This is a genomic window from Streptococcus sp. S784/96/1 (genome assembly GCF_902729355.1).
In the GTDB taxonomy this organism is placed as follows: Bacteria; Bacillota; Bacilli; order Lactobacillales; family Streptococcaceae; genus Streptococcus; species Streptococcus caledonicus.
Map to the genome: position 1 here is coordinate 1 of NZ_CACVCC010000003.1, position 19014 is coordinate 19014.

The following is a 19014-nucleotide window of genomic DNA, read 5'->3' on the forward strand; positions in this document are numbered from 1 at the left end:
TTTTCATCAAATAATTCTTCTGGGCGGTAAGACTTCAACCAGTTTATTAAATGATCAATGTGTTCCATATGACCTGCTTCGACTGGAATTGGTACTTGGTGGGCACGGAAACCACCTTCAATTGGTTCACCATTCCATTCCTTTGGTCCTGTCCATCCTTTTGGAATACGAACAATCAATACTGGCCAAGCTGGTTGGGTGGCTTCTTCTGCTGGATGCTTGCGAGCCTCTGTTTGAATGGCTTTGATTTTTTCAATCACCTTGTCAAGGGTCTCTGCCATTTGAGCGTGGACAAGATCTGGATCTGTCCCTTCGACAAAGTAAGGGGTCCAACCGAAACCATTGAAGAGCTGTGTTAATTCTTCATCTGTCTTACGAGCCATGATAGTTGGGTTGTGAATTTTACCACCATTGAGGTAAAGAATTGGGAGAACAGCCCCATCATTTACTGGGTTGATAAAGGTATTTGAGAACCAGCCAGCCGTTAAAGGGCCCGTTTCAGCTTCCCCGTCACCAATAACTGTTGCCGCAATGACATCAGGGTTATCTAAGATTGCACCTGTGGCATGAGAGAGGGCATAACCCAACTCACCACCTTCGTGGATAGAGCCTGGTGTTTCAGGGGCAGCGTGCGAAGCGATCCCCCCTGGGAAAGAGAAGATTTTACAAAGTTGTTTCAAGCCTTCTTCATCCTGAGTAATCTGTGGATAACGCTCGGTGTAAGAACCATCAATGTATGAGTTTGACACCATAACTTGCCCACCATGTCCTGGGCCTTCGATATAGAACATATCAAGGTCATATTTATTGATGACACGATTAAGATGGGCATAGATGAAGTTTTGTCCTGAGATTGTTCCCCAGTGTCCAATTGGGTGTACCTTAACATCCTCTGTTGTGACTTCACGGCGAAGTAAGGGATTGTCTTTCAAGTACATCTGGGCTACTGAGATGTAGTTGGCTGCACGCCACCAGGCATCTACTTTTGAAAGGTATTCTGTTGCATTAAAATCTGTCATGTTTGTCTTCCTTTTTATTTTTTGTGAGTTTTATCACGTGTCTTTCTAAAGAAATTGGCTGATTTTGCTCAGCCAGTTCTCCATTTGTCTATAAATAGACTAATATAATCACTACTTAATCAACACATATTCTAGGCCAACTAATTTAGCCCAAGCAATGATTTGATCTGATGTCAAATTAAGTGAAACAACGGTATGGTGGCCTCCACCAGCTTCAATCCATGCTTTGACACCCTCTTGGAAGTTTGGCATCACTTCCCATAGGACGCGTGCTACTGGTAAGTTTGGAGCAGGTTCAGTTGGTTCAAATGCTTTTACTTCATTAATCAATAATTTATAATGCGTTCCAAAATCTGCCATTGACACAACGACACCGTCACCAGCTTTACCATCAAAAACGAGACGTGCTGGGTCTGCTTTACCACCAATTCCTAGTGGAGATACGACAATTTTAGGTTTATTAACAGCTAAGGATGGATCAACTTCAAGCATATGTGATTGAAGCGCAGCCTCTTTGCCAAGAGCTAATTCATAAGTGTAATCTTCCATAAATCCTGTATTTTGATTATGAGACATGACTTTCATAAAACGATCAAGAGCAGCTGTTTTCCAGTCACCTTCACCAGCAAAGCCATACCCTTGCGCCATCAAACGTTGAGTCGCTAAACCAGGTAATTGTTCCATACCGTGTAAATCTTCAAAGTTATCAGAGAATGCCGTGTAACCTCCGGCATCCAAGAAGCGTTTTAGAGCAATTTCATAGCGAGCTTGAACTTTCACATGATGTTCCCAAGTGTCAACATCATAGTTACCATAATCGAAGTCATAAAGTTCCTTGTACTCAGCAAAGAGGGTATCTACTTCTTCATCAGTCACTTGATTAATCACTTCAACTAAATCACCAATGCCAAAGTAATCTACAGTCCAACCAAACTGAATTTGTGCCTCTACCTTATCCCCTTCAGTCACACCGACATTACGCATGTTATCTCCAAAGCGGGCAACTTTGATTTCAAAGCCAGCATTATAAGCCACTGCGACATCCATCCATTGACCAATTTGTTTTTGGATAGATTCATTTTTCCAGTAGCCGACAACAACCTTGTTATTTTTCTTAAGACGAGCATTGATGAAGCCGTATTCACGGTCTCCATGAGCTGCTTGGTTCAAATTCATAAAATCCATATCAATGGTTGCCCATGGAATAGATTCATTATATTGCGTTGCTAAATGCAAGAGTGGTTTTTGGAGCAATTTTGTCCCACGAATCCACATTTTTGCAGGTGAGAAAGTGTGCATCCAGGTCACAACACCTGCCACTTCATCACGATAATTAATTTCTTTCATCAATTTTGTGATAGTATCAGCTGATACTGCTAATTCTTCTTGGAAAACAAGTGGGTATGGCAAATGACCGCTAGCATTTAACGTGTCAACCATTTCACGCGCATGCTTTTTAACTTCTTCAAGAGCCTCTTCACCATACAAATGTTGTGACCCTACAACAAACCAAAATTCTTTTTTTGCTTCTAGCATAATAAACTCCTTTTTTCTTTTTAGATAATATTATTTTTGTCCATAGTAAGCATTTTTCCCATGCTTTCTGAGATAGTGTTTATCTAACACATATTGTGGTAACTCAGGCGCAAATGGGTTCAAAAAGCGAGTGATGGCATTCATACGACAAACTTCTTCTAAAACAACAGCATGCATGACCGCATCATCAGCATCTTTCCCCCAAGTAAACGGACCATGTCCTTGCAATAAAATTCCTGGTATAGCCACTGGATCCAAGCCACGTTTAGTAAATGTTTCAACAATGACATTACCTGTCTCATGCTCATAACCAGCATCTAATTCTTCCTTGCTTAGGAAACGCGCACAAGGTACTGTCCCATAGAAAGTATCTGCGTGAGTTGTTCCCATCGCTGGAACATCCAAACCTGACTGCGCCCAGCTGGCTGCCCAAGGCGAATGGGTATGTACAATACCACCAATCTCAGGATATGTTTTATAGAGTACAGCATGAGTTGGCATATCAGATGATGGGCGCAAGTTTCCTTCCACAACGTTACCATCAAAGTCACAAACAACCATATCATCTGCTGTCATGACATCATAATCAACTCCGGATGGTTTAATCACAAAAAGACCCGATTCACGATCAACTTGGCTGACATTTCCCCAAGTGTATTTGATGAGATCTCGTTTAGGTAGTTCTAAGTTTGCTTGAAATACCTTTTCTTTTAATTCTTCTAGCATATAGCCTCCTATATTTTTTCAACTGCTAAGTTTTCCACTGGCAAGCCATTTTTATAAGTCTCAAGATACGCTTTAAATCCTTCAACATCAGTTACTTCTGGTTGAACCGTTTGAACAGCAGCATTGGCAAATACGACATCATCAAGATAATCTTCTAATGACGTTTCAGCCGCAGTTAGGTAATCTGCTAAGAGTGCAATTCCCCAAGCACCACCTTCTCCTGCTGTCTCCATCACAGAAACTGGGCTTGACATCGCTCCTGCCAACAATTGTTGGGCAACCTGAGGGGTTTTGAAAATACCACCGTGACCTAACAGTTTATCAATTGCAACTGCCTCTTTGTCCACTAGAATCTCCATGCCAATTGCTAAGGTTGTGAAAGCAGACAGGATATGGCTTCTCATAAGATTAGGCACTGTAAAACGACTTTCTGGAGTTCTCACAAGAAGCGGACGTCCTTCAGTCAATCCAGTAATACTTTCACCTGAATAATAACCATAACTTAATAGACCACCACAATCTTTTTCACCTGTTAAGGCTGCATTAAAGAGTAGTGGATACAGTTCAGCATCTGAAATCTTTTGTCCTGATAGGGCTGAAAACTCTTTAAATAATTTAACCCAAGCATTGATATCTGAACTACAGTTATTCGCATGTACCATCGCTACGGCGTCACCAACTGGTGTCGTTACAATATCAATTTCTGAATAACGGTTTTGCAATTCTTTTTCAAGGACAATCATAGCAAAAATAGACGTTCCAGCAGACACATTTCCTGTCCGCTGTCTGACACTATTTGTCGCTACCATTCCTGTCCCAGCATCTCCCTCTGGAGGACACAACTGACTTCCTGCTTGGAGTTGACCTGTTGGGTCTAATAATTTGGCACCTTGGTCTGTCAAGGTTCCTGCTACGGTACCAGCGGATAACACTTTCGGTAAAATAGCATTCAAATTCCAAGGAAGTTGATATTGTTGCGTTAATTCAGCAAATTGGTCGAGAAAAACACCATTATAATCACCAGTGGTTGAATCAATAGGAAACATTCCAGAAGCATCTCCGACTCCCAAAACTTTTTCACCTGTTAATTGCCAATGAATGTAACCTGCTAAAGTAGTGACATATGCTATTTTAGAAACATGTTCCTCTTTATTTAAAATAGCTTGATATAGGTGAGCGATACTCCAACGCTCAGGAATGTTAAAGTCAAACAATTGACTGAGTTCGTGTGCTGCTTGACCAGTAATCGTATTTCTCCAAGTCCTAAATGGAACTAATAGATCATCTTCTTTATCGAACGCTAGATAACCGTGCATCATGGCACTAAAACCAATTTGCCCAATCTTTGTTAAATCAACGTGATACGCCATTTTGACATCTTGAACAAGTTCACGGTAAGCAGATTGCAAACCTTGCCAAATACTGTCCAAAGAATAAGTCCAAATCCCATCGACTAGTTGATTTTCCCAATCATGACTACCAGAGGCAATCGGTTGTTTCTGACTATCAATCAAAACTGCTTTGATACGAGTTGAACCAAACTCAACTCCTAACGAGGTCCGACCGTTCGTCAAATCGTCAATGATATGTCTCATAGAATCCTCCTTTTGATGAATTCGCTTTCATTTTCCGGATTCATTATACCACTTATGTTCGTACATGTAAATATTTTTATAAAAATTTGTTCGAACATTTATAAGACGTAAGTTTTAAACTAGGGATGATTTTGTTAAGTCGTATGTTTAGTATTCATCAGTACTATCAAAACACTAAAATAGGCTTATCTTAGTAAGTTATATGATGTTTACTGGTAATATTTACCACAAAAAAACAGAGGATATTTTCAAAAAAGAAATATCCTCTGTTTAATCTTTGCGACTCAATTGATATGATCACATTAATCCTATTTAACTGAACTTCTTTCAATGACTTCTGCCGGGTAATGAATAGTCTTCATGCGTTTTTTTCTCTCAATAGCACCAAGTAATTGTTTAGCCGCATCCCTTCCTAAAACTTGTTTAGGATGGCTGATACTAGTCAATTGATACGCCTCTGCTAGATAGGAATTATCATGACTAATAATAGAGTAATCTTGGGACATTTCCCGTCCTTTTTCCTTCATCAGTTGAATAAACTGACTCGATACTTGGTCATTATAACAAACAAAAGCGGTTGGCGCATCATCTGTTTTCAAAATGTATTCAACATAGTCTCTAATAGCTGCCTGCTGAGTTTTTGTTGTAAAAGTAGCAATATCTGCAGCGCGAAAAGAAAGCTTAGCTGCCTCATGCATATTTACAAAGCCTTTCATCCGCAATTTCCCCTGCATATCATCTAATTTGGTAATCAACCCAATTTTGCGATGGCCTCGATCAATGAGATATTTGGTAGCCTCATAGCCAGCTGAAAAATCATCTAAACTCGCATAGGGGATATCCAAAATATCATAATAAGCATTTAAAAAATAAACAGGAATCCCAGCTTCTTTTAATTCTGCGTAATAAGCTATATTTGGATTGTATTCATTACTAGAGGTTGGTTCAATTAGAAAGCCTTCTACTCCCTGTGCCATCATCTTTTTAAGACTGTCTTCTTCTAATGCAGGATTATTATTGGTGGCACTCAACATTAATGAATAACCACTCTCCCTAAGAACTTCCTCGATTCCTTCAATGATATTCGGGAAAATATAATCTGATAAATAAGTCGTAATGACACCAATTGTTTTCGTTGCTACAGTTCGTGCATTCTGGTTATCCTTATAATCCAAAACAAAAGTACCAGAGCCTTTTTCCGCTTTCAAATAACCTTGTTGAATTAATAAACTTAGCGCCTGTCTTACCGTATGACGACTCACTTGGTAAATATCACATAACTGATGTTCCGTTGGTATCACCTGACCAATAGCATAGCTACCATCTAGAATTTTTCTTAATAAATCATCTGCCACTTTCTGATATTTTGTTTTCATTTCTTATCTCTTTTTCTTTTTTGTACGTACAACTATTATATCACAAACAAGATAAGAAAGTACATGTTGTTACAGTATTAGTAGTTGGGCTGAGAAAAAGTATTCCCACCACTTAAAGTTAAAGTAAGGCTAAATAAGCCAAAATAATAAACTCCCCAAAGCTATTCCAACAACGTAGCCTACAATCACATCTTTGGGATAATGCACTCCTCCGATGACTCGACAACAGGCTAATAGAGCTGATAAAATCAGCAACAAAATCCCTAGCCACAGATTGACGCTTAGCACTCCCATACTGATGATACTGGCTGAAAAAACGTGACGGCTGGGCATGGATTGACCAGAGCTATCTTTTTCAATTAGGGGTTCGATTGTCCACGTTTCATAAGGTCGAGGTTGATTAATCACTTTTCTGACCCAAGATAATACAATAAATCCCATGCCAGGTATGACGATATAAGGAAGAACAGCTCTGCCATTTTTCCAAAACACAAAAGCCAAAAGTAAAGGATAGACTGCATACATGACCTTTGTAATCGTATGATTGATGAAACGGAGTTTTTTAACGTAAGGATGAAAAGGACGGGAGATACGTTCATAAAAATCATCATAGTTTTCCATAAGGTTATTATAACGAAAAAGCTAGGTCTTGCCCAGCTTTTCCATTTTTTATGAGTCATACTGGCTTAAGTCTTGCTTCATCATGTAGAAGAAGATATCGCCATAAGTTCCTGAATAATCAAGTTCATGCCCATTGTAGACTAATTTAACAACCTTGTAGTAATCAGCAACACCGATAAGACAAGCTTGTTGTGAACGCTCGAATTCTGCGTAACTATCAAATGTGATTGTTGTTTCCTGTTTACTCGCGTTAAGGTAGGTAATTTCTAACATCTTTTTCTCCTTCTTACTCATATTTATCTTTGATTTGCTTAAACGTCTTGCCTTTTGCCACCCAATCAACTAATTTATCTAGCCTACGAATTTCCTGCATCAAAGGATCTTCCAAAGTTTCAATCTGTACACCACAAATTTTACCTGTGATATTGATACGATTTGGATTATAATTTGGCGCTTGTCGAAAAAAATCTCCATAGGTTAAGTCTGATTCGAAAAGCGTAGCAATTGCCTCAGTAGAATAACCCGTCAACCAAGAAGTGACCTCATGAACGTCTTGGGCAGTCCTGCCCTTTCGCTCTGCCTTTGCTACCAAAGCCCGATAAACGCTAGCAAATGTCATGTTATAAATACGATGTGTCATGGCCTTATTATAACACTTATGCTATACTTGGGGTAACAATCTGCTTGAAAGGAGACATCTCTTGATTTCAACCTATATTTTAGAGCAAAAAGCTGAGCTACGCCCCTTGTTAACTACTGTTTATCAAACATTGAAAGCACAATTACCAGATGCCCAAGAAAAAATCTCCTATGGTATGCCAACCTTCTGGCAAGGACGAAATATCATTCATTTTGCAGCACATAAAAAACACTTGGGGATCTACCCTGGACCATTGGTCATTGAACACTTTTCAAACCAATTAACCTCAGCTGGATATCACTACACCAAAGGTGCCATTCAATTCCCTTATAACAAAGAACTTCCTCTTGAACTCATCAAAGAAATCACAAGAGAAGCACTCAAAGAAAATGGAAATTAACTGAAATAAAAAAGGTTCTGGCGAAAAATCGCAGGCACTTTTTACTCACTATATTTTTCAATAAAAGCCTTAATCTCATCAACAGTTGATTCGCTACCTTTTAACAGACTATCTACCATCTGTTTATCAGAAAAATAGCTAAAATGTGGAACGGTCTTAATACCAAAATAAGCAATGAATTCATCCCAAGCTTTAGCGTCAGCCTCATCCGAATCTAGGTAATAAATCTTAACAGATTTATCCTGATAGGCTTCAGCTAATTTAGGAACGAAAGCCTGACAATACTCACATGTTGGACGACCTAAGTAGATTAAAAACTCCTCTGAATTAGCAATCTTCTCATTGAGCTCTTGCAAGGTAATTTCTTCTAGATTTGCCACCGACTCTTGATAAGTCCCTGTCTTTTTTCTTGGAGTTCAGAACTCGATTGACGACCACAGCTCATTAGAAGAATACTTATCATAAAAAACGAAACCGTCACTAATATTTTCTTTAACATGTCTTACTCTCCGAACTCTTACCCTAGTGTCGCAATGGTACAGCCACTTCCTCCAGCCGTTTGTGGGGCATATTCAAAGTGTTTAACATGTTTGTTACGACGAAGATATTTAGTTACTGCCTCACGAATGACGCCTGTACCAATACCATGGATAATGTCCACTTGTCCCATATTATTCAAAAGTGCTTGATCAATAAAAGCATCCAGCTCCTGCATAGCTTCCTCGTAGCGTTTACCCCGAAGATCCAAACGAGCCCTTGGACCAGACCCCGTTGCCACTTTCTTGACCACATTGATTTGGCGTTTCTTAGTTTTCTGAGCCTCTTCCCGAACCTTAACTAAACTAAACTCATCTTCGCTCAAAGTCATCTTAATGATACCAACCTGAGCCTCCCAAGTCTTATCCTTAATTTTCTTAACAAGGGTACCTCGCTGTCCGTAAACCGTCACAATAATATCATCACCCACTTCTGGATTCTTTAGCTTTTTCGCTTTTTTCAAGACTTTATTGTGGGAAAGCTGAGCTTCTGGAGCAAGTTTTTTCAGTTGACCTTTAGCTTCAATCACTTCATGTGGTTTCAGAGCTGCGCGATCGTGGAGATCTTTAAGGATTTTATCAGATTCAGCAATCGCCAATTCAACCACCTCACGCGCCTCTGCTGCTGCTTTTTCAACTTCCTTGTCCTTAGCATGAGCAAATTCATTGTACAATTTTTTAACTGCACGATTAAATTTAAGATTCTCTTGTTCGACTTCACGAATATGATCCAGTCTCTTACGACTTTCCACAGTTTGAGCCTCCAATTGCTCGATAATGCGGTTGACATCGCTGTCCCTGTCAGTCATCTGCTCTGCTTTTTCCACAATGGCTTCAGAAAGTCCTAAACGGCGAGCAATTTCAAAGGCATTGGAGCGGCCAGGGACACCTTGCATGAAGCGGTAAGTTGGACTTAAAGTTGCGACATCAAACTCCATACTGGCATTTTCAACATGCGCTGTCTCAATACCATAAGCCTTGAGTTCTGGATAGTGAGTTGTCGCCATCGTCTTAATGCCATTAAGGCGAAGATAATCAAGAATAGCCATCGCAAGACTAGCTCCCTCTTGCGGGTCCGTACCTGCTCCCAACTCATCAAAAAGAATAAGGCTATCCTCATCAGCAGCTTGTAAGGTCGTAACAACTTGTGTCATGTGGCTTGAGAATGTAGACAAGCTCTGCTCAATAGACTGCTCATCACCTATATCTGCAAAAATGTCTTTAAAGACAGCAACCTTTGAACCCACATCCGCCAAAACAGGAAGACCAGATTGAGCCATCAACTGCGTCAAGCCAAGCGTCTTTAGCATGATGGTCTTACCACCCGTATTGGGACCTGTAATGACAATCCCTGTCAGCTCATTTGGAAAATAAAGATCATTTGGAACGGGATTAGTCAGTAGAGGGTGTCTAACATTAAAGAGCTGAATGGTCTTATCCTTTGATAAGGTTGGAACAACAGCTTTTTTCTCCCTCATAAAAAGATACTTAGCACGCACCAAATCAATATGCCCTAAAATCCAAGCATTATTTCTGATAATGTGGGCATGTGGACGAAGCATATTTGACAGCTCGTGGAGCACCCTTACCATCTCATGACGCTCATCTGCGCGCAATTGTGTGACTTCTTCATTGAGTTGTACAACCGCACGCGGCTCAATATAGACCGTATTTCCAGAAGCAGAGATGTCATGAACCACACCGGCAATTTTATTACGGTACGAATTCCGCACAGGAAGCACTGAGCGGCCATTACGAGAAGCAATCAGATTTTCTGATAAATAGTCTGCATTTTTCTTTAAAATTCCCTGTAAAGTCTCACGCACCTGGCCTTCACTAATGGCAATTTGACGGCGAATTTTTTCCAATTCTGGACTGGCAAAATTTTCAATAAAGCCACCATCGTTAATGGCTTGAAGGCTTCCTGATAAGCTTGGAAACACCTCAAGCGTCTCAAAAAGACGGCCCAAAGCTTTTAGCTCTGCATTTTCCAAAAGACTATAAAAACGACTCATTTCAGCCGACACTTGAAGAACTTTTTTTAGCTCAATCAATTCAGCAACATTCAAATCTGCATCCAACTCAAGGCGACGAAGAGGCTCTGAAACATCACGAAGACTTACCATGGCAAAACCGTGGTGCTCGATAAAAATAGCCTCCATATCTGAAATTTCGGTAAATGCTTGCCCAATCTTATCAGGCTTTACCATTGGCTCAAGGTCACGTAATTCTACTAGCCCTTGCTGGGTTTGTAAATAAGGTTCAAAAAGACTTCTAACCTTGTTAAATTCTAATTGTTCAATAATCTTGTTATTCATGGTTATATTATATCACAGTAATAGATAAGAGGAGGAAAAAGAACAAGTCTCACCTTAAATATAACAAAAAATCCAGGACACCTGTCCCAGATTTTAAAAAATCTTTGTTACCCAAAAATAATTCCAAAGTTGAGCAAAAATAGGAAAGCCAATCAATAATTTTGTCACACTATGGCCGGATAAAAAATTTTGAATAACATTAACCGGTACCGTCGCTAACAGTGTCACTCCCATACTGAAAAAAAGAAGCGTTACAAAAATAGCAAGTCCCCCACTAATGCAGTTCATCAAAACACTATCAAATTGGTCTAAATTGATTAAATGTAAAAAGATACCAATCACTCTAAAAACAAAATAACTCAAGGTGTAAACACCTGCAAAAGCAACACCAGCATAGAACACCATGTCTAATTCAAAGAGATTAACATCCTTAAAAAATTGAACCACCGTATCTTGACTAGGATTTACAGAAGGTACCCAAAGGGTTATTTGCGCTGCTAATTTTTGATAAAAATGATTGGCAATAAAAAGCGAAACAATACTAGCCAATGTATAGTAGCCTTGCAATATGATACTTCGCATATAGCCAATATAAAATTGCCATGCCAAGATAAGAATAAAAAGTATACCTATCATTTCTGTTCCTCATTCAATTCCAACTCAAGCTGATTATTTTTTTCTTTTAAAGCCATAATTTTTTCTGTGCGCAAACGCTCAAGTTCACGCTCTGTTTCTTCAAAAATAATCTCTCGACTAAGTTGCATTGACAAGGTGTTAATAGCCATCAAAATAGCAATCGTTTCATTATCTGCTTCTGGAAGATTACGTTTAATGGCATCATACTTCTCGCGCGCTACGCGTTCCACTTCCTCCATAAAAAGATTATCCTTATCCGTTGTTAAAGTCAGCGGTTTATTTCCAAAGACAAATTTATATCTATTTTTCATAATTCCCATATAAAAGAACCAAGTGGCTGCAACTGATTATGCCAAGAGTTCCACGTCTAGTCGCACATCTCAACTAAACATCCCTTTCCGTTATTAGTCTAACTCTTAATATTATAACGCAAAATTAGAAAATGGTAAAATATGACCTTTTTTCAGCTTTATGATACAATATTGTTATGAACACTATCGTCATGAAGATGGGAGAAGGACGAACTAAGTCCCTAGCTCAAGAACTCGCTAACTACCAAATTGCCAATAACAATCCTTATGTTACCTTTGCTGCGAAAGTTTCTGGCACAACCGTACTTGTTTATACATCTGGTAAAATTGTCTTCCAAGGTAGTGGTGCTCAAAATCTAGCCGAATCTTTCGGTTATCATTTGGAAAATAGCAGAGCAGGAACACCTGCTGGACAGAATCTTTCCTTAATTGGTTCTGACGAGGTGGGAAACGGTTCTTATTTTGGAGGCATAGCTGTCGTTGCTAGTTTAGTGACTCCTGCCGACCACGCCTTTCTCAAATCCCTCGGTGTCGACGATTCCAAAAATCTGACTGACCTCAAAATCCGTCAAATTGCTCCAATCTTAGAAGATAAAATCCCTCACAAAGCTCTGCTATTATCTCCTAAAAAGTATAACGAAGTCGTGGGGGAAGGCAAAAAGCATAATGCTGTCTCTGTCAAGGTTGCTCTACATAATCAAGCGATTTATCTGCTCTTACTGGAAGTCGCAAAACCTGATAAAATCGTTATTGACGCCTTTACCAATCAGATAAATTATGAAAAGTATCTTAAAAATGAACCCAATCATTTTGATAATCCTCTAACCTTTGAAGAAAAAGCCGAAGGGAAATACTTAGCTGTAGCTGTTAGCTCCATCATTGCCAGAAATCTCTTTCTTGAAAATCTGGAAAAGTTGGGTAATGATCTTGGTTACAAACTCCCAAGTGGAGCAGGAGCAAAATCAGACAAGGTTGCTAGCCAAATCCTAGCTACTTATGGAATGCAAGGGCTAAATTACTCAGCTAAACAACACTTTGCCAATACACAAAAGGCACAAAAATTGCTCAAATAATCTCTACAACAACTCGAAAGGAATAACAGCGTTCAAAACTCTTAAACGCATCACACTTATGAAACATTTTATTAAAGAATGGGGACTTTTTATCCTCTTAATGGCCACTATCCTTCTTTCTTATCTTTTTGTTTGGTTCACTGTAAAAGTTGATGGACATTCTATGGATCCAACATTAGCTGATGGCGAGAATCTCTTTGTTGTCAAAATATCTCAAATTGATCGATTTGACATTGTTGTCGCTGACGAAGTTGATGAATCTGGAGAATCAAAAAAAATTGTAAAACGAGTCATCGGAATTCCTGGAGATACCATTACTTATGACAACGATACCCTGTACATCAATGGTAAAGAGACGGATGAAGCTTATTTAAAAGAGTATCGTAACCTTTTTGCCAAAGATAAATTACAAAGCACATACTCCTATAATAAATTTTTCCAACAATTAGCTGAACAATCGCCAGCATTTACTTCTGATCGCACTGGTTCAAGTTCCTTCACTGTTCAAGTTCCAGAAGGTCATTATTACCTTTTAGGAGATGACCGTATTGTATCAAAAGATAGTCGAGCAGTTGGAACCTTTGATAAAGAAGCCATTGTCGGTGAGATTAAATTCCGCTACTGGCCTCTAAATAAAATTGGAACGATCGATTAAAAATTGACTAAAGTTTGCTATCACTATTTAGTGAAAAACTCACATTTCAAAGTTGGGCCAAGCTCAGCTTTTTTACTAGAAAGACTATGAACGAAGTTTATTTTTCAGGGGAAATTAACCGCATTATTTTTGAAAATGCTAGCAATTTTTTTAAAATTATTTTATTAGATATCGACGATACCGATAGTGATTTTGATGATTTTGAAATTATCGTTACTGGTACAATAGCAGAGGTCATTGAAGGGGAAAATTATACTTTCTGGGGTGAATTAACCCAGCACCCTAGATATGGTGAGCAACTAAAAGTGACCCGATACGAGCGGGCCAAACCCACTTCTTCTGGTTTGGTTAAATACTTCTCCAGCGATCACTTTAAAGGAATCGGAAAAAAGACAGCTGAAAAAATTGTCCAACTCTATGGTGAAAATACGATTGATAAGATTTTGGAAGATCCGTCAAAACTGGCTACCATTTCAGGATTATCAAAAGTGAATCGTGAGGCTTTTCTCACCAAGCTCAAACTCAATTACGGGACTGAACAAGTCTTAGCCAAGCTGGCTGAATATGGATTAACCAACCGTGTTGCTTTTGAGATTTTCAATCAATATAAGAACACGACCCTGGACATCATTCAAGAAAATCCCTACCAGTTAGTAGAGGATATTCAGGGAGTTGGGTTTAAAATTGCTGACCTTTTGGCAGAAAAGCTGGGCATCGAAGCTGATGCACCCCAGCGTTTCCGCGCAGCCCTTGTTCATAGCCTCCTAGAAGTCTCTCTCGAAAAAGGGGACACCTATGTCGAAGCTAAGGAATTATTGGAAAGGGCACTTTACATCCTAGAAGAAGCTCGCCAAATTGAGCTAGATCCTACGCAAGTCGCTCAGGAACTCCAAAACTTAATCGCTGAAGATAAAATTCAAAATGTTGAGACGCGTATCTTTGATAATACCCTCTATTATGCAGAAGAAGGGATAAAAAAACACCTATCTCGCATCATGGAAACCCCATTAGAAAAAAATCTTGACGATGATAAAATTTCCGAAGAAATTACTTGTATCGAAGCCAATTTCAAGTTGACCTATGATGACATACAGAAAAAGGCCATTCACGATGCCTTAAAAAGTAAAGTTTTTATCCTGACAGGAGGGCCTGGTACTGGAAAAACAACTGTTATCAACGGCATCATCGAAGCATACAGTAAACTCCACGGCATTAACACTCATAAAAACGAGGTTCCTATCACTCTAGCTGCCCCAACTGGGCGGGCTGCCAGACGCATGAATGAGCTGACGGGATTGCCAGCTGCGACGATTCATCGCCATTTGGGACTAAACGGGGACAACACCAATGATTACCAAGCCATTGATGATTATCTTGATTGTGAGCTTATCATCATTGATGAGTTCTCCATGGTCGATACCTGGCTTGCCAACCAACTTTTTGCCTCAATTGCTAGCCATACACAAGTTATTATTGTCGGCGATAGTGACCAGTTACCGTCAGTTGGCCCTGGTCAAGTTTTAGCTGATTTATTAAAAATAGCAGAGCTCCCACAGGTTGCCTTATCAAAAATCTTTCGACAGTCTGAAGATTCGACAATTGTCACCCTTGCCAGTCAAATGCGTTTGGGACAACTTCCAGCTGATTTTACCCAGAAAAAAGCTGATCGCTCCTATTTTGAAGCACAAGTGCAATACATCCCAGACATGGTAGAAAAAATTGTTCGCTCTGCCTTGAAATCTGGTATCAAAGCCCAAGATATTCAAATTTTAGCACCTATGTACCGAGGACAGGCAGGTATCACAAATCTCAATACCCTCATGCAAAATCTCCTTAATCCTAAGCAAGAAAAACTCGAATTTCTATTCAACGATCAAATCTTTAGGACCTCTGATAAGGTTTTGCACCTGGTGAATGATGCTGAGCTCAACGTCTTTAATGGAGATATTGGCTACATTACCGAATTGATGCCCGCCAAATACACAGACAGCAAACAAGATGAAATCACCATTCAATTTGATGGGAACGAAGTCACCTATCCTCGTAATGAATGGCACAAGATTACCCTTGCCTACGCCATGTCTATCCATAAATCTCAGGGCAGTGAATTTCAAGTAGTTATTCTACCTATCACGCGCCAAAGCAGTCGTATGCTACAGCGTAACCTCATTTATACAGCCATTACTCGTTCAAAAAGCAAATTAGTCATGCTAGGCGAACTTTCCGCCTTTGACTACGCGGTCAAAAACGAAGGTGCTAGCCGTAAAACTTATTTAGTAGAACGCTTCGGACATAAGGAGATTCTTAGTCAGACAGGTCCTTCCCTTGAGGAAACCCATACAACGATAGAAAAATCAAATACAGAAACGTCTACCACAGACAGCCCTGCTTTATCTCCACAAAATCTTGAAAGCTATCGCCTAACCGAAGAAAATCTTCTAACGATTAATCCTATGATTGGTATAACAGAAGAAGATATCGCAGTCTATTTTTAGACATAATAGCCAGTTAGCGAGTCATCTTTATGAAACTTTTGTCTTTTCTTAATGGTAAGGTTATCAAGACATGGTATGGTGAAAACAACAAATAGATAATGTAGATAGTGATAAGGAATAGAACAATGCCTTACAAAAATTTCTATCCTCAAATAAATTCGATGATGTTATGATACTCACTACAGTACATCAGTAGATAAATTCACGACAACTAATCGGCAACGTAAATAACTCGTAAAATTAAACATTCTTTCCGTGAGCTTCTTAATCAGTATACAGGTTATGCTTAGAACTGTTTCCAATAACCCGCAACTATCAGATACATCCAAACTTCTAATCAAGAGATTACTGAAAACTGTATATCATTGAGTTTCTCATACTAAAATGTGACATATGGATTCTTTAATCCTCAAGTTGATTAGCTCCCTCCCTTTAGAAATGATAGGGAGCTTGCATATTTACCTCCCTAAATGGCTTATACTCAATCCAAGTTTAACACATAAAAATTCCCTACCATCAACGTTTTTAATGGTAGGGAATTTTATTATTGGGTTTATTATAGATATCCGTGATTGACAATAAAATCGGGCGGAGCAGATAGTCACGACTAGGACCAGCATTTATTGAAATGATTTAACTGCCATATGTTTTATATCAACTCATCTCGACTGACTTGCTCATAATTTTGCTGACCATCATTGAGTTTCTCCCAAATGACGACTTCACCAGTCGCCAAGGACTTTTGCACATCAATAATCCGCTGATTTGATGACCCCCTGAATTGCAACATGAGGTTCTTTTTCGTACGGTCAAACCGCCCATCAACTAAGATATCAATAAGATGAAGGAGTTCCAACTTATCATCCGTTTCCAGCATCATCTCTTCCCAAGTGTATCCCGTCCAAGACCAAATGTCCTTCTCTGGCAGTTCTCGACGAATCCGTTTAACAAGAGGGAGTAAAATACCTGTATTCAAGAAAGGCTCGCCACCAAGAAGCGTCAATCCCTGCACATATGGCTGAGCTAGGTCGGCCATAATTTGGTCTTCCAATTCCTTGGTATAAGGAATACCTGCTCGAAAATTCCAGGTTGCCACATTATAACATCCTTCACAATGAAACATACACCCCGCTACGTATAGGCTACACCTAACCCCTTCGCCATCCACAAAATTAAAAGCCTTATAGTCTATAATCCGTCCTTGACTAAGTTCTTCACTCTTCCATTCTTGCGGTTTAGGATTGTTCATTATTAAGATACCAAGAGCGTTAAAAAAGCGAGAGAAAAATAGGAAACCGATGACGTATGCCTGCATACTATCTTTTTTCCGAAGCTTTTAGCTCGGGTTCAATTCTGTAAAATCATCTTAACAGCCCGAAACACTCTTCCTTTCTATGAAATTTTTAGGTAACATCTATCCAGTAGCGCTCGGTCCCCTCACGAACATCTTCTAGCACACCACCATTAGCCACAATAACAGCACGACTAGCAGGATTTGCCTCACTACACGTGACAAGCACTTTTTGGATGTTTTTGGACATGGCAGAGCTAAGCCCCTGCTTGAGCATCTCTTTAGCGTAACCTCTACCACGCTCACTAGGCCGGACAGAGTAACCAATATGCCCACCTTTTTCAAGAAGGTAGTCATTTAAGCAAAGCCTTAAACTAAGAAATCCAACTGCCTTATCGCCTTCAAAACCAACAAACTGAATACTGGGAACCCAACCTTCTGAAATATTCAATCCCATCTCTGCGTCCGCATTGCCAGCAATCCATTCTTCATAATCAAAGTTTTCAGCATTCCAAAAACCACCATCGTGAGCTGAACTAGTCTCCTCAAACTCACGCATCATGTCTAAAACGGCTTCTTTATCAGCTATGGTCGGCCGGCGCAATTCCATAAAATGCCTCCAAATCTAGTGTCCCATAAGGGGTCTCTGAACGATTGATCTGGTCACAAATCCAGTGACTTAAAAGACTCGACTCTGGTGAAACTGGATTTTTTCCTGTTTCAATGGCTTCCAGAAAGGCTTGAATGATACTCTCAAAGCCACGCTTATAAAGAGTGGTGTCCCAAGAACCAAAGCCTTGCTTGGTTTCTACGTCTCCTTCAACGACCGTTAACTCATCCAAATTTTTCAAATGATAGGTTGCTCGCGGTGTTTGAACTTCCATGATTTCACGGCGACTACCTGCCTGCAAATTCATGCTAACAGCAATCGTCTCTTTTTCTGTATAAAGATTAACAGAGACCTGACTGAGCAAACCTTCTTCCAAATGGTAATGGAAATCTCCACGAACCAGCTGGCCTTCTGCTAGATAAAGAGCTGTATCCAACGGATGAATAAAGAAATCAAAGAGTTTGTATTGAAGTGGTCCAGTCCCTTTCAGAGCATTTTTTTCCACAAAAATCCGACGTTTGTCAGATGCAGTCAATAAGTCTTGGACCTTCGGTGCAAATCGACGATTAAATCCTGCCATTAGAAAGGTGCCACGCTCCTCAGCAAGCTCATAAAGCTGCCGTGTCGTCTCGTAAGACTCTGTCAAGGGCTTATCCATATAGACAGGAATCCCTTTTTCTAGAAAAAGCTGCGCAAGGCTCACATGAGCCACTGTCGCTGCATGGATAAAGATCCCATCCAAACCAGCTTCTAGCAAGGCATCTAAACTATTGTAAGACACCGATTGACCAAACAAGGAGATTACCACATCACGCACCTCTTGTTTTCGTGTGAAAACGTGCCATTCAATCCCAGATAATTGCCGCAGATAAGGCAGATAAGCCTTCTGAGAAATCCCACCGATTCCTACAATTCCGATTTTCTTCATATGTATCCTTTCTAGACAAAACAGGTGACGCTTTACACGCCACCCGTCTCTTTCGTGCTAGTTTATTTCTTCTTACCAGCTTTTTTCAAGAGCGCCTGCACGCGCGCCTTTTTATCATCTTTCACATTGGAATGCTTTTCGTGAAATTTCTCCACCAGTTGCATTCCTTTATAGTCTAATTGATATTTTCCCATGGTTACTCCTTCATACCTGTTAACTGACGGTAGAATACCATCTCCTATCGAGAT

At 39.7% G+C, this 19014-nt stretch carries 18 protein-coding genes and 2 pseudogenes; 4 read left to right on the forward strand and 16 right to left on the reverse strand.

Features of this window, described 5'->3' with window-relative positions; translation table 11 throughout:
• The 8 genes and pseudogenes from GZ996_RS01355 to GZ996_RS01390 form a co-directional block, all read right to left on the reverse strand.
• Nucleotides 1-1019 (reverse strand): annotated as a pseudogene (locus GZ996_RS01355) (phosphoketolase); the annotation flags it as partial.
• A gap of 111 nt (nucleotides 1020-1130) precedes the next feature.
• Complete coding sequence (gene araA, locus GZ996_RS01360; protein WP_202913589.1) at nucleotides 1131-2555, reverse strand: L-arabinose isomerase; 1425 nt, start codon at nucleotides 2553-2555, stop codon at nucleotides 1131-1133.
• 30 nt (nucleotides 2556-2585) lie between these two features.
• Entirely contained in the window at nucleotides 2586-3281 is a 696-nt protein-coding gene (locus GZ996_RS01365) for an L-ribulose-5-phosphate 4-epimerase (RefSeq protein ID WP_162011164.1), read from the reverse strand.
• An 8-nt stretch (nucleotides 3282-3289) separates the two neighbouring features.
• Nucleotides 3290-4876 (reverse strand): xylulokinase, encoded by a 1587-nt coding sequence (locus GZ996_RS01370; RefSeq protein ID WP_162011165.1) that lies wholly within the window; start codon nucleotides 4874-4876, stop codon nucleotides 3290-3292.
• Between the two features lie 308 nt (nucleotides 4877-5184).
• Nucleotides 5185-6252: a GntR family transcriptional regulator gene (locus tag GZ996_RS01375; RefSeq protein ID WP_156805860.1), complete on the reverse strand. Its 1068-nt coding sequence runs from the start codon at nucleotides 6250-6252 to the stop codon at nucleotides 5185-5187.
• A 129-nt stretch (nucleotides 6253-6381) separates the two neighbouring features.
• Nucleotides 6382-6873: a phosphatase PAP2 family protein gene (locus GZ996_RS01380; RefSeq protein WP_162011166.1), complete on the reverse strand. Its 492-nt coding sequence runs from the start codon at nucleotides 6871-6873 to the stop codon at nucleotides 6382-6384.
• A gap of 48 nt (nucleotides 6874-6921) precedes the next feature.
• The gene (locus GZ996_RS01385; protein ID WP_156805858.1) at nucleotides 6922-7146 is read right to left on the reverse strand and encodes a DUF4649 family protein; all 225 of its coding nucleotides are present in this window, start codon (nucleotides 7144-7146) and stop codon (nucleotides 6922-6924) included.
• 13 nt (nucleotides 7147-7159) lie between these two features.
• Nucleotides 7160-7513, reverse strand: coding sequence for a DUF2200 domain-containing protein (locus tag GZ996_RS01390; protein WP_156805857.1), 354 nt, complete (start codon nucleotides 7511-7513; stop codon nucleotides 7160-7162).
• Nucleotides 7514-7574: 61 nt separating this feature from the next.
• Between GZ996_RS01390 and GZ996_RS01395 the strand changes: the two genes are divergently transcribed.
• Nucleotides 7575-7913: an iron chaperone gene (locus GZ996_RS01395; RefSeq protein WP_156805856.1), complete on the forward strand. Its 339-nt coding sequence runs from the start codon at nucleotides 7575-7577 to the stop codon at nucleotides 7911-7913.
• A 41-nt stretch (nucleotides 7914-7954) separates the two neighbouring features.
• Here GZ996_RS01395 and GZ996_RS01400 read toward each other — a convergent pair whose 3' ends face one another.
• The 4 genes from GZ996_RS01400 to GZ996_RS01415 form a co-directional block, all read right to left on the reverse strand.
• Nucleotides 7955-8293: a thioredoxin family protein gene (locus tag GZ996_RS01400; RefSeq protein WP_161980765.1), complete on the reverse strand. Its 339-nt coding sequence runs from the start codon at nucleotides 8291-8293 to the stop codon at nucleotides 7955-7957.
• A 137-nt stretch (nucleotides 8294-8430) separates the two neighbouring features.
• Complete coding sequence (locus GZ996_RS01405; protein ID WP_162011167.1) at nucleotides 8431-10767, reverse strand: endonuclease MutS2; 2337 nt, start codon at nucleotides 10765-10767, stop codon at nucleotides 8431-8433.
• A 93-nt stretch (nucleotides 10768-10860) separates the two neighbouring features.
• Nucleotides 10861-11403 (reverse strand): CvpA family protein, encoded by a 543-nt coding sequence (locus GZ996_RS01410; RefSeq protein ID WP_156805853.1) that lies wholly within the window; start codon nucleotides 11401-11403, stop codon nucleotides 10861-10863.
• The gene (locus tag GZ996_RS01415) at nucleotides 11400-11714 is read right to left on the reverse strand and encodes a hypothetical protein (protein WP_156805852.1); all 315 of its coding nucleotides are present in this window, start codon (nucleotides 11712-11714) and stop codon (nucleotides 11400-11402) included. The genes GZ996_RS01410 and GZ996_RS01415 overlap by 4 nt, the downstream gene beginning before the upstream one ends.
• 176 nt (nucleotides 11715-11890) lie before the next feature.
• Here GZ996_RS01415 and rnhC point away from each other — a divergent pair, with 176 nt between their 5' ends.
• From rnhC to recD2, 3 genes and pseudogenes are all read left to right on the forward strand, one after another.
• Nucleotides 11891-12787: a ribonuclease HIII gene (rnhC, locus tag GZ996_RS01420; protein ID WP_162011168.1), complete on the forward strand. Its 897-nt coding sequence runs from the start codon at nucleotides 11891-11893 to the stop codon at nucleotides 12785-12787.
• A gap of 58 nt (nucleotides 12788-12845) precedes the next feature.
• Nucleotides 12846-13442 carry a signal peptidase I gene (gene lepB / locus GZ996_RS01425; RefSeq protein WP_156805842.1) on the forward strand — a complete coding sequence of 199 codons (597 nt, stop codon included), beginning with the start codon at nucleotides 12846-12848 and terminating at the stop codon, nucleotides 13440-13442.
• A gap of 86 nt (nucleotides 13443-13528) precedes the next feature.
• Nucleotides 13529-15740: pseudogene (recD2, locus tag GZ996_RS01430) on the forward strand (SF1B family DNA helicase RecD2); the annotation flags it as partial.
• 846 nt (nucleotides 15741-16586) lie between these two features.
• Here recD2 and nrdG read toward each other — a convergent pair.
• The 4 genes from nrdG to GZ996_RS12050 all read right to left on the reverse strand — a co-directional run bounded on the left by nrdG (nucleotide 16587) and on the right by GZ996_RS12050 (nucleotide 18960).
• Nucleotides 16587-17186: an anaerobic ribonucleoside-triphosphate reductase activating protein gene (gene nrdG / locus GZ996_RS01435; protein WP_156805865.1), complete on the reverse strand. Its 600-nt coding sequence runs from the start codon at nucleotides 17184-17186 to the stop codon at nucleotides 16587-16589.
• A 154-nt stretch (nucleotides 17187-17340) separates the two neighbouring features.
• The gene (locus tag GZ996_RS01440) at nucleotides 17341-17838 is read right to left on the reverse strand and encodes a GNAT family N-acetyltransferase (protein ID WP_162011170.1); all 498 of its coding nucleotides are present in this window, start codon (nucleotides 17836-17838) and stop codon (nucleotides 17341-17343) included.
• Nucleotides 17810-18766 (reverse strand): Gfo/Idh/MocA family protein, encoded by a 957-nt coding sequence (locus GZ996_RS01445; RefSeq protein ID WP_156805839.1) that lies wholly within the window; start codon nucleotides 18764-18766, stop codon nucleotides 17810-17812. The genes GZ996_RS01440 and GZ996_RS01445 overlap by 29 nt, the downstream gene beginning before the upstream one ends.
• A 62-nt stretch (nucleotides 18767-18828) precedes the next feature.
• Nucleotides 18829-18960 carry a hypothetical protein gene (locus tag GZ996_RS12050; RefSeq protein WP_018377538.1) on the reverse strand — a complete coding sequence of 44 codons (132 nt, stop codon included), beginning with the start codon at nucleotides 18958-18960 and terminating at the stop codon, nucleotides 18829-18831.
• Nucleotides 18961-19014 lie beyond the last annotated feature (54 nt).

Coding starts and splice junctions, on each gene's coding strand:
- araA (WP_202913589.1), bottom strand. CDS start 2,555: ATGCTAGAAGCAAAAAAAGAATTTTGGTTTGTTGTAGGGTCACAACAT.
- GZ996_RS01445 (WP_156805839.1), bottom strand. CDS start 18,766: ATGAAGAAAATCGGAATTGTAGGAATCGGTGGGATTTCTCAGAAGGCT.
- GZ996_RS01415 (WP_156805852.1), bottom strand. CDS start 11,714: ATGAAAAATAGATATAAATTTGTCTTTGGAAATAAACCGCTGACTTTA.
- GZ996_RS01365 (WP_162011164.1), bottom strand. CDS start 3,281: ATGCTAGAAGAATTAAAAGAAAAGGTATTTCAAGCAAACTTAGAACTA.
- GZ996_RS01370 (WP_162011165.1), bottom strand. CDS start 4,876: ATGAGACATATCATTGACGATTTGACGAACGGTCGGACCTCGTTAGGA.
- rnhC (WP_162011168.1), top strand. CDS start 11,891: ATGAACACTATCGTCATGAAGATGGGAGAAGGACGAACTAAGTCCCTA.
- GZ996_RS01380 (WP_162011166.1), bottom strand. CDS start 6,873: ATGGAAAACTATGATGATTTTTATGAACGTATCTCCCGTCCTTTTCAT.
- GZ996_RS01390 (WP_156805857.1), bottom strand. CDS start 7,513: ATGACACATCGTATTTATAACATGACATTTGCTAGCGTTTATCGGGCT.
- GZ996_RS12050 (WP_018377538.1), bottom strand. CDS start 18,960: ATGGGAAAATATCAATTAGACTATAAAGGAATGCAACTGGTGGAGAAA.
- GZ996_RS01410 (WP_156805853.1), bottom strand. CDS start 11,403: ATGATAGGTATACTTTTTATTCTTATCTTGGCATGGCAATTTTATATT.
- nrdG (WP_156805865.1), bottom strand. CDS start 17,186: ATGAACAATCCTAAACCGCAAGAATGGAAGAGTGAAGAACTTAGTCAA.
- GZ996_RS01375 (WP_156805860.1), bottom strand. CDS start 6,252: ATGAAAACAAAATATCAGAAAGTGGCAGATGATTTATTAAGAAAAATT.
- lepB (WP_156805842.1), top strand. CDS start 12,846: ATGAAACATTTTATTAAAGAATGGGGACTTTTTATCCTCTTAATGGCC.
- GZ996_RS01440 (WP_162011170.1), bottom strand. CDS start 17,838: ATGGAATTGCGCCGGCCGACCATAGCTGATAAAGAAGCCGTTTTAGAC.
- GZ996_RS01385 (WP_156805858.1), bottom strand. CDS start 7,146: ATGTTAGAAATTACCTACCTTAACGCGAGTAAACAGGAAACAACAATC.
- GZ996_RS01405 (WP_162011167.1), bottom strand. CDS start 10,767: ATGAATAACAAGATTATTGAACAATTAGAATTTAACAAGGTTAGAAGT.